The organism is Pseudomonas sp. GM49, from assembly GCF_000282355.1.
Taxonomy (GTDB): Bacteria; Pseudomonadota; Gammaproteobacteria; order Pseudomonadales; family Pseudomonadaceae; genus Aquipseudomonas.
In genome coordinates this window covers 1-9,856 of sequence record NZ_AKJL01000322.1, presented here as the reverse complement: position 1 = coordinate 9,856, position 9,856 = coordinate 1, and the positions used below count along the sequence as shown (strand labels likewise).

Genomic DNA, 9,856 nt, shown 5'->3' with positions numbered 1-9,856 from the left:
GGCAGAACAACTTCACCGGCAGCTTGCGCCGCCAATTGAATCTCACAGGCCTTTTCCAGGTAGTACATGCGCAGGAACGCCTGGCTCACCGTCTCACCCACCGTGAGCAAACCATGGTTGCGCAGCATCAGTACCGATTTGTCGCCCAGGTCCGCCACCAGCCGTTGCTGCTCGCTCAGGTCCAGCGCCACGCCTTCGTAATCGTGATAAGCGACGCGACCGTAGAACTCCATGGAAATCTGGTTCACCGGCAACAACCCGCACTTCAACGCCGCCACCGCACACCCGGATTTGGTGTGGGTGTGCAGCACACATTGCGCATCCTCACGGGCGCCATGGATGGCGCTGTGGATCACGAAACCGGCCGGATTGACCGGGTACGGCGACGGTTCCACAGCGTGGCCATCGAGGTCGATCTTGACCAGATTGGACGCGGTGATCTCGTCGAACATCAGCCCGTAAGGGTTGATCAGAAAATGATGCTCCGGCCCCGGAATGCGTACCGAGATGTGGGTGAAGATCAAATCGGTCATGCGAAAGTGCGCAATCAGGCGATAACAGGCCGCCAGTTCCTCACGCAGACGCTGCTCGGTGGCGCTGCGCCCAGGGGCCAGATGGGTGGCGATTTTGTTCATTGTTGTGGTTCTCCAGGCTGATCGGCAGAGGCAGACAGTAAGGCTGGACGCTTGGGCACGTCCAGCCATCCGCGTTTACTTGCTGGCCCAGGCGTTGAAACGCTCTTCCAGCTCTTCGCCATGATCGACCCAGAAGCTGACGTTCATCGACAACGCGCCCTTGAGGTTCTGCGGCGCGGTGGGCACCCATTGCGCCAGTTTGTCGTCCAGCCGCGCCGCAGCCTGGATGTTGGTCGGGCCGTAGGGGATCTGCTGCACGTAGTTGACCTGGGCGTCCGGCTGATTGGCGAACGCGATGAAACGCTTGGCCTGATCCACATGCCTGGAGCCCTTGATGATCGCCCAGTAATCCATGCCATACAGGCTGCCGGGCCAGACCAGGCCGAGGTGGCTGCCTTTCTGCGCGGCGTCGGCGATGCGCCCGCTGTAGGTCGAGGTCATCACCACATCGCCGGCGGTCAGCCATTGCGGCGGTTGCGCGCCCGCCTCCCACCACTGGATATAAGGCTTGAGTTCAGTAAGTTTGGCGAATGCCCGGTCCACGCCTTGCGGGGTGCCGAGTACTTTGTAGACGTCTTCGGTCTTGACTCCGTCCGCCAGCAAGGCAAATTCCAGGTTGTACACCGCGCGTTTACGCAGCCCGCGCTTGCCGGGGGTTTTCTTCACGTCCCAGAAGTCTGCCCACGAGGTCGGGGCCTGGGCCAGCTTGTCGGTGTCGTAGGCAATCGCCACGCTCCACACCAGCGCGGCAGACCCGCACTCCTGTGCCGCTTCGGGGATCAACTGGTCGGCGTGGCCCAGGCGGGTCCAGTCCAGCCGCTCGTACATGCCTTCCTCGCAGCCGCGCATCAAGTCCGGGCCTTCGATCTGCACCACGTCCCAGTCGACGTTGCCGGTGTCGACCATCACTTTGATTTTGGCCATCTCGCCGTTGTATTCGCTCTGGATCACTTTGCTTTGATCCACGGCGGCGAAAGGTTGAAAGAACGCCACGTCCTGGGCTTTTTGTCCGGCTCCGCCGTAACCGACCACCACCATGTCCGATGCTGCCTGAGCGCTGCCCAGGCCCATGGCCAGGGTCATCACCAGGGGATAAAAACCGTGCTTGAGCGTGTGCGATTTCATCAATGGTTCCTCTTGCAGGTGCCGCCCGGACAGAGGCCGGCGCAGCCCTTTTTATTGTTGTGAGGTACGGCCCGGGAGCGGGCTCGAAATGAAATTACTCCACGCCACAGTAAAAAAACAAGTTGATTTTTTACTGAAGGTAAATTTCTATAGGCCAATAATAACAACCGAAAACCTGATGCCTCTGTAGGAGCGAGCTTGCTCGCGATGGACCTGAGAACGCCGCGGGGTGTCAGGTACCCAGCGTTATCGTTGACGTCCATCGCGAGCAAGCTCGCTCCTACACAGGTCAGCCTGCCTGGAGTAACCGCACCATGCCCACCTCGACACCTGCCTTCGCGCACCTGTTCGAACCCCTGGAGATCCGTGGCAAGCGCCTGAAAAACCGCATCATGTCCAGTGGGCACGATACGTCGATGCCTACCGATAACCTGGTCAATGAACAATTGATTGCCTATCACCGGGCACGTGCCGAAGGCGGTGCCGGGCTGATCGTGTTGCAAGTGGCCGGCGTGCATGACAGTGCGCGGTACACCTCCCACGTGCTGATGGCCACCGACGATGCGTGCATCGAGGGCTACCGCAAACTGGCGCAAACCTGCCATGCCCACGGCACCGTGGTGTTGTCCCAGGTGTTCCATCCGGGGCGGGAGATCATGGAGTCCAGCGATGGACTGCTGGCGGTGGCCTACTCCGCATCGTCGGTGCCCAACGAGCGCTTCCGGGTGATGCCCCGCGCACTCGATCAGGCCATGATCGACGAGATCGTCGCCGGTTATGCCGCTGCGGCCCGGCGCCTGCATCAGGCTGGAATCGATGGTGTAGAGGTCGTGGCCAACCACGGTTACCTGCCGGCGCAATTCATCAATCCGCGGGTCAACCGGCGTACCGATGGCTACAACGGTGAGCTGGAACAGCGCTTGCGTTTCCTGCGTGAAGTCATCAAAGCCGTGCGTGCGGCGACCGATGAGCAGTTCATCATCGGCCTGCGCATCTCCGCTGACGAACGCGACCCCGAAGGCCTGACCGAAGACGAATCCCTGGCCGCCGTGCAGTCGCTGCAAACGCAGCTCGATTACGTGCACATCGTCGCCGGCACCTCGGCGTCCCTTGGTGGCGCGGTGCATATCGTGCCGCCGATGGCGATCGAAGCGGCGTACCTGGCCAGGGAAGCCGGGACGTTCAAGGCCAGTTTGAACATTCCGTTGTTCGTCACCGGGCGTATCAACCAGCCCCAGGAAGCCGAACTGATTCTGGCCCGGGGGCAGGCCGATGTCTGCGGCATGACCCGGGCGCTGATCTGCGATCCGCAAATGCCCAACAAGACCGACACCGGCCGCGTCGAAGATGTACGTGCCTGCATCGCCTGCAATCAGGCGTGCATCGGGCACTTTCACAAAGGCTTGCCGATTTCCTGCATCCAGCACCCGGAAACCGGTCGCGAACTGATTTTTGCTGAACGCCGACAAGCGATAAATCGCAAACGCATCATGATCGCCGGCGGCGGCCCGGCCGGCATGAAAGCCGCTGCCGTCGCGGCCCAGCGCGGACATGACGTGACCCTTTACGAAGCCGGTTCACAACTGGGCGGTCAGGTGTTGCTCGCGCAGATGCTGCCACGGCGCAGTGAGTTTGGTGGCGCCAGCACCAACCTGCAGCGAGAAATGGAACTGGCCGGCGTGCGCGTGGTACGCAACACCCGGGTCGACCGGGCGCTGGTGGAACAGGAAAAACCGGACATGGTGATCGTCGCTACCGGTGCCGAGCCTTACTGGCCGCCCTTCGAACGCGGCGGTGAGTTGCAGGTGGTGGACGCCTGGCAAGTGCTGCGCGATGAAGTCCGGATCGGCCGCTCGGTGGTGGTGGTCGACTGGCGCTGCGACTGGATCGGCCCCGGCATCGCCGAACGCCTGGTGCGCGCCGGGCACCAGGTGCAACTGGCGGTCAACGGCACCCATTGCGGGGAAACCCTGCCGCTGTACGTACGCGATCAACTGGCCGGCGAACTGCATAAACTGGGTGTGCCGATCACACCGTATGCGCGCTTGTACGGCTGCGATGACAACACCGTCTACCTGCAACACACCGCCAGTGGCGAACCGATGCTGATGGAAAACATCGATACGCTGGTGTTGTGCCAGGGCCATCAACCGGTGGATACCCTGGGCGCCGAACTGCAAGGGCTGGTTGAGTTTCGCCGCATCGGCGACTGCCTCGCGCCGCGTACCGCCGAAGAAGCGATTTATGAAGGCCTGAAAGTCGCGTGGGAGCTCTGAGGCTGTTTATACTCCGGGGCTTAGACGGCTAACACCAACCCTGTAGGAGCGAGCTCTGCTCGCGATGAACCCGTGAACACCGCTGGGTGTCAGGCTTCCAGCGTTATCGTTGGCGACCATCGCGAGCAGGCTCGCTCCTACAGGGATTTGCGCCACTCCTCCCGGTTCGGATTTGACCATGAGCAACAGCACCACCACACAGCCCGCCCCCGGCAACGCCGAACCGCATTTTCTCGGCACACGCATTCGCGGCCTGCGCAAACGCCGGGGCATGACCTTGGCGGAACTGGCGCAACAGAGCGAACTCACCGCCGGCTACATCAGCCAGCTGGAACGCAACCTCGCCTACCCGTCGATTCCGGCGCTGTTCAACATTGCCCGCAGCCTCGGCGTCACCATCCAGTGGTTCTTCGCCAGCGAAGCGGTCACCGACCCGGAAGATGACGGCATTGTCGTGCGCAAGCACAGCCGCCTGAACGTGCATTACGAAGACGGCATCGTCGACCAGTTGCTGACGCCGCAAGCCAACCGCCAACTGGAAATGCTGCACTCGCGTTTCCCGCCCGGCACCTACAGCCAGCAAAGCTACAGCCACGATGGCGAAGAAGCCGGTTATCTGCTGTCCGGCAGCTTCGAACTGTGGGTCGGCGAGCGCTATTTCCAGCTCAATGAAGGCGACAGCTTCAGCTTTTCCAGCCAGGAACCGCACCGCTATGGCAATCCCGGCGAAGTGGATGCGGTGGTGATCTGGGTGATAACGCCGCCGACGTTTTAACGCCGGCCGCGCCCGATTGGCGGGGAGACACTCGCACGCTTGAGGGTGTCACTCGGCAACTCCTTGAACAGCGCCCGATAGCTGCTGGAAAACCGCCCCAGATGCCAGAACGACCAGTGCATGGCCACTTCGGCCACGGTGGTTTGCATCGGCGTGCGGCTGAGCAGCTCGCGGCGGGCGCTGTTGAGTCGGCGCAGGCGCAGCCATTGGGTCGGCGTCATGCCGGTGTAGGTCTTGAACGCATGCTGCAACTGGCGCAGTGAAACCCCCGCAACTTGAGACAGTTCCAACAAGTTGAGGTGTTCTTCCGGGGTGTCTGCCGCCCATTCCCCGACCCGCTTCATGATCGCCCGCTCCCCGGCCCGACGCTGCAAGGCACCCTGGTCGAGGCCGACACAGGCGTTGTCGAGAATGAACAGGCAGTCTTCCAGCAACTGTTGGGTCAGCGCTTCGCGGCTCGGTGGATCGAAGGTCTGCGACAGCCGCGTCAACGTCCCGCTGAGCCAGCGGCAGAACAGCGCGTTTTGCCGGGAGTTGAGCGGCGCCATGAACAGCCCTTCGAGCCGGGCGATGTCCAGGCTGTGACGCTGTACAAACTCCGGGCCGAACACCACGGCGATTTCCTGGTAGTTCTCCGGGGTGATCCAGATGTTGCGGCTCTCGCCATTCAACACGTACAGCGCGTTGTCGCCACGATCGAAACAGAACGACAACGAGCCCTGGGGCGCACTGAAATTCTGCTCGACCCGGGTGTTCATCGACTCTTCGTAAATCTCCACGCCCTGCAGATCCAGATAGCGCACAAGACCTGCGAAATGCCCCGGCGACATCTGTTGGTAATGCTGGACCCAACCCGGTGTGGCGCGGATTTGCTCGGCGACATCGGCGGTGTTGAAGGCTTGGACCTGGAGGGAATTGGAACCTGTCATGGGGCGACCTTACGCACTCTTTTGGTGCGCTTTGTGCTGCTTAAAGTGGATAGATGGAACTGCAAGGCTCGCCCAAGATAGACGTCAACGCGCTACAGGGGAAGTGTCCGGCGGATGAAACCGGCCTCTCCTGGCGTTAATAAAACCAATAACGAGGTCTTTATGAATGTCCCTTTCGATCAGCTGTTCACTTGGCTGAAAGATCACAAGATTACCGAAGTCGAGTGCGTCGTCAGCGACCTGACCGGCATTGCACGCGGCAAAATTGCACCGACCAACAAGTTCCTGCATGAGCGAGGCATGCGCCTGCCGGAAAGTGTCCTTCTGCAAACGGTAACCGGGGACTTTGTCGACGACGACATCTACTACGACCTGCTCGACCCGGCCGATATCGACATGGTCTGCAAGCCGGACGCCGACGCCGTTTACGTGGTGCCATGGGCCATCGAGCCGACCGCCATCGTGATCCACGACACCTTCGACAAGTTCGGCAACCCGATCGAACTGTCACCGCGCAACGTGTTGAAGAAAGTCTTGCAGCTGTACACCGACAAAGGCTGGCGGCCGATCGTCGCGCCGGAAATGGAGTTCTACCTGACCCAGCGCTGCGAAGACCCGGACTTGCCGCTCAAGGCGCCGATGGGCCGCTCAGGCCGTGCCGAAAGCGGTCGTCAGTCGTTCTCCATCGACGCGGCCAACGAATTCGATCCGCTGTTCGAAGACGTCTATGACTGGTGTGAATTGCAGGGACTGGACCTCGACACGCTGATCCACGAAGACGGCCCGGCACAGATGGAAATCAACTTCCGTCATGGCAACGCACTGGACCTGGCGGACCAGATCACCGTATTCAAGCGCACCATGCGTGAAGCGGCGCTCAAGCACAACGTGGCGGCAACGTTCATGGCCAAGCCGGTCGGCGATGAGCCGGGCAGCGCCATGCACCTTCACCAGAGCGTGGTGGACATTGCCACCGGCCAGCCGATCTTTGCCGATGCCGATGGCAACATGAGCGAACTGTTCCTGCATCACATCGGTGGCTTGCAGAAGTACATCCCGAAAGTGCTGCCGATGTTCGCGCCGAACGTCAACTCGTTCCGCCGCTTCCTGCCGGACACCTCGGCACCGGTGAACGTCGAGTGGGGCGAAGAAAACCGCACCGTCGGCCTGCGCGTGCCGACCTCCAGCCCGGACGCCATGCGTGTCGAGAACCGTTTGCCGGGCGCCGACGCCAACCCGTACCTGGCCATCGCCGCCAGCCTGCTGTGCGGTTACCTGGGCATGGTCGAGCGCATCGAACCGAGCGCCGCGGTACAGGGCCGTGCCTATGAGCGTCGCAATCTGCGCCTGCCGATCACCATCGAGGACGCACTGACCCAGATGGAAGAATGCGACACCGTCAGCCGCTACCTGGGCAGCAAGTTCGTACGGGGCTATGTCGCGGTCAAACGCGCCGAGCACGAGAACTTCAAACGGGTCATCAGCTCCTGGGAACGTGAGTTCCTGATGCTCAGCGTCTGAGATCTTCACCGTCCGTAATGACCCCATCGCGAGCAAGCTCGCTCCCACATTTGAAATGCGTTCCCCTGTGGGAGCGAGCTTGCTCGCGATGAGGGCCGACAGACCACTAAAGAATCACCTGAAGAATCCAATAACTCCAAGAGGTGTCGATATGCGTCTATTGAAATCCATGGTTCCGGTCGCGCTGGCAGCGATGTTCAGTGCCGGCGCCCAGGCTCAGCCACAGGTCAGCGTCTACAACTGGACCGACTACATCGGCGAAACCACCCTCGCCGACTTCCAGGCCAAAACCGCGATCAAGGTGATCTACGACGTCTTCGACTCCAACGAAACCCTGGAGGGCAAACTGCTCGCCGGTCGCACCGGGTATGACGTGGTGGTGCCGTCCAACCACTTCCTCGCCCGCCAGGTAAAGGCCGGTGCTTTCCTCAAGCTCGATCGCGAGCAACTGCCGAATTTCAAGAACCTCGACCCGAAACTGCTGGCGCTGCTGGAGAAAAACGATCCGGGCAACGAACACTCCGTGCCCTACCTGTGGGGCACCAACGGCATCGGTTACAACGTCGACAAGGTCAAGCAGGTGCTGGGCATCGACCACATCGATTCCTGGGCCGTGCTGTTCGAACCGGAAAACATCAAGAAGCTCAGCGCGTGCGGCGTTTCGATGATGGACTCGGCCGATGAAGTGTTCCCGTCAATCCTCAACTACATGGGTATGGACCCGCGTAGCGAAAACCCTGAGGACTTCAAAAAGGCCGAAGCCAGGTTGTTGGCCATCCGCCCTTACATCACCTACTTCCATTCCTCCAAATACGTGTCGGACCTGGCCAACGGCGATATCTGCGTAGCCTTCGGCTATTCGGGTGACGTGTTCCAGGCCGCCAACCGCGCCAAGGAAGCCAAGAACGGCGTGAACATCGCCTATGCCATTCCCAAGGAAGGCGCGAATTTGTGGTTCGACCTGCTGGCCGTTCCCGCTGATGCCGGCAATCCGCAACAGGCCCACACCTTCATCAACTACCTGCTGGACCCGCAAGTGATTGCCAAGGTCAGCGCGTCGGTCGGTTACGCCAACCCGAACCCGGCCGCCAAGCAGTACATGGACCCTGAGCTGGTCAGCAATCCCGAGGTTTATCCATCCCAGGCAGTCCTCGACAAACTCTACATCTCCACCACGCCGCCGCAGTCGATCATGCGCCTGATGACCCGTTCGTGGAGCAAAGTGAAGTCCAACAAATGAATCAGTACACCAAGGAACACACCCTCTCCTACTACGCAGCGTCCGCCAGGGGCATGAAGCAGCGCCCCGCGCTGGCCTCGGATCTGGTGGCCGATGTCTGCGTGGTCGGCGCGGGTTTCACCGGCATCAACACCGCCATCGAGCTGGCCCGGCGCGGGCTCTCGGTGATCCTGCTGGAAGCCCGGCGGATCGGCTGGGGCGCCAGCGGGCGCAATGGCGGCCAGTTGATTCGCGGCATCGGCCATGACGTCAGCGGTTTTGCCAGGCATATCGGGGCCGAAGGGGTGCGGTATCTGGAGCATGCCGGCACGGAATCGGTGCAACTGGTCGGTAATCGTATCCGTGAGTTCGGCATCGATTGCGATCTGCGCTGGGGTTTTTGCGAACTGGCCAACACCCCGGCGCACTTCGTCGGGCTGAAGGCCGAGCACGCAGAATTGCTTGAATCCGGTTACGCCCATGAAACCCGCTTGATCGAACCTGGCCAGATCCGTGAACACGTGGTGAATTCCGGTGTTTACGCGGGCGGCCTGGTGGACATGGGCTCTGGCCACCTGCATCCGCTGAACCTGGCGCTCGGCGAAGCGAAAGTCGCCGAGTCCCTTGGCGTGCAGATCTTTGAGCAGAGTCCGGTGCTGGAGCTGATCCACGGCAGCACCGTGCAAGTGCGCTGTGCCGGTGGCACTGTGCGTGCGGGCACGCTGGTGCTGGCTTGCAATGCCCATCTGGAGGAGCTCGAACCGAAGCTCAGCGGCAAAGTACTCCCGGCAGGCAGCTATATCATCGCCACCGAACCCTTGTCGGAAGAGGCCGCTGCAAAACTGATCCCGCACAACCTCGCGCTGTGCGACCAGAAGGTCGGGCTGGATTACTACCGGCTCTCGGCTGACCGGCGATTGCTGTTCGGCGGCGCGTGCCACTACTCCGGGCGCGATCCGGCGGACATTGCTGCCTACATGCGCCCGCAGATGCTCAAGGTGTTCCCGCAACTGGCCAATGCGCGCATTGATTTTCAGTGGGGCGGCAAGATCGGCATCTCGGCCAACCGCTTCCCGCAGGTCGGGCGCCTGAGCCAGCACCCGAACGTGTTCTACGCCCAGGGCTACTCCGGCCATGGCCTGAACGTGACCCACTGGTGCGCCAGGCTGTTGGGCGAAGCGATCCATGCCGGACACAGCAAAGGCTTCGACGTGTTCAGCGCCGTGCCACACATGACCTTCCCCGGTGGCCGTGCCTTGCGCTCGCCACTGCTGGCCCTTGGCATGTTCTGGTATCGGATGCGGGAAATGCTCGGTTAGTTCGGGTACACAAAACCCTGTGGCGAGGGGGCTTGCCCCCGTTGGGTTGCGAAGCGA

Annotated in this window: 8 protein-coding genes; 5 read left to right on the top strand and 3 right to left on the bottom strand. The window is 61.4% G+C overall.

Annotated elements, in window-relative coordinates:
- Positions 1-635, bottom strand: a 635-nt coding sequence (locus PMI29_RS01665) for a class II aldolase/adducin family protein (RefSeq protein WP_008004078.1), incomplete at its 3' end; no start/stop codon positions are given.
- Positions 636-710: 75 nt separating this feature from the next.
- Complete coding sequence (locus tag PMI29_RS01670; RefSeq protein WP_008004076.1) at positions 711-1,760, bottom strand: ABC transporter substrate-binding protein; 1,050 nt, start codon at positions 1,758-1,760, stop codon at positions 711-713.
- Between the two features lie 314 nt (positions 1,761-2,074).
- On the opposite strand from PMI29_RS01670, the gene PMI29_RS01675 reads away from it, so the two are divergent.
- Positions 2,075-4,036 (top strand): oxidoreductase, encoded by a 1,962-nt coding sequence (locus tag PMI29_RS01675; RefSeq protein WP_008004074.1) that lies wholly within the window; start codon positions 2,075-2,077, stop codon positions 4,034-4,036.
- Between the two features lie 178 nt (positions 4,037-4,214).
- A complete protein-coding gene (locus PMI29_RS01680) occupies positions 4,215-4,811 on the top strand; it encodes a helix-turn-helix domain-containing protein (RefSeq protein ID WP_008004072.1) in 597 nt (198 codons plus the stop codon).
- Here PMI29_RS01680 and PMI29_RS01685 read toward each other — a convergent pair.
- On the bottom strand, positions 4,808-5,740 hold the full coding sequence (locus PMI29_RS01685) for a helix-turn-helix domain-containing protein (RefSeq protein WP_008004070.1): 933 nt from the start codon (positions 5,738-5,740) through the stop codon (positions 4,808-4,810). The genes PMI29_RS01680 and PMI29_RS01685 overlap by 4 nt on opposite strands.
- 162 nt (positions 5,741-5,902) lie before the next feature.
- Between PMI29_RS01685 and PMI29_RS01690 the strand changes: the two genes are divergently transcribed.
- The 3 genes from PMI29_RS01690 (at position 5,903) to PMI29_RS01700 (ending at position 9,799) form a co-directional block, all read left to right on the top strand.
- Positions 5,903-7,261, top strand: a complete 1,359-nt coding sequence (locus tag PMI29_RS01690; protein WP_007983933.1) for a glutamine synthetase family protein — start codon at positions 5,903-5,905, stop codon at positions 7,259-7,261.
- A gap of 151 nt (positions 7,262-7,412) precedes the next feature.
- Positions 7,413-8,501, top strand: coding sequence for a polyamine ABC transporter substrate-binding protein (locus PMI29_RS01695; RefSeq protein WP_008004068.1), 1,089 nt, complete (start codon positions 7,413-7,415; stop codon positions 8,499-8,501).
- Positions 8,498-9,799 (top strand): NAD(P)/FAD-dependent oxidoreductase, encoded by a 1,302-nt coding sequence (locus PMI29_RS01700; protein WP_008004066.1) that lies wholly within the window; start codon positions 8,498-8,500, stop codon positions 9,797-9,799. The genes PMI29_RS01695 and PMI29_RS01700 overlap by 4 nt, the downstream gene beginning before the upstream one ends.
- The last annotated feature ends 57 nt before the right edge of the window (positions 9,800-9,856 follow it).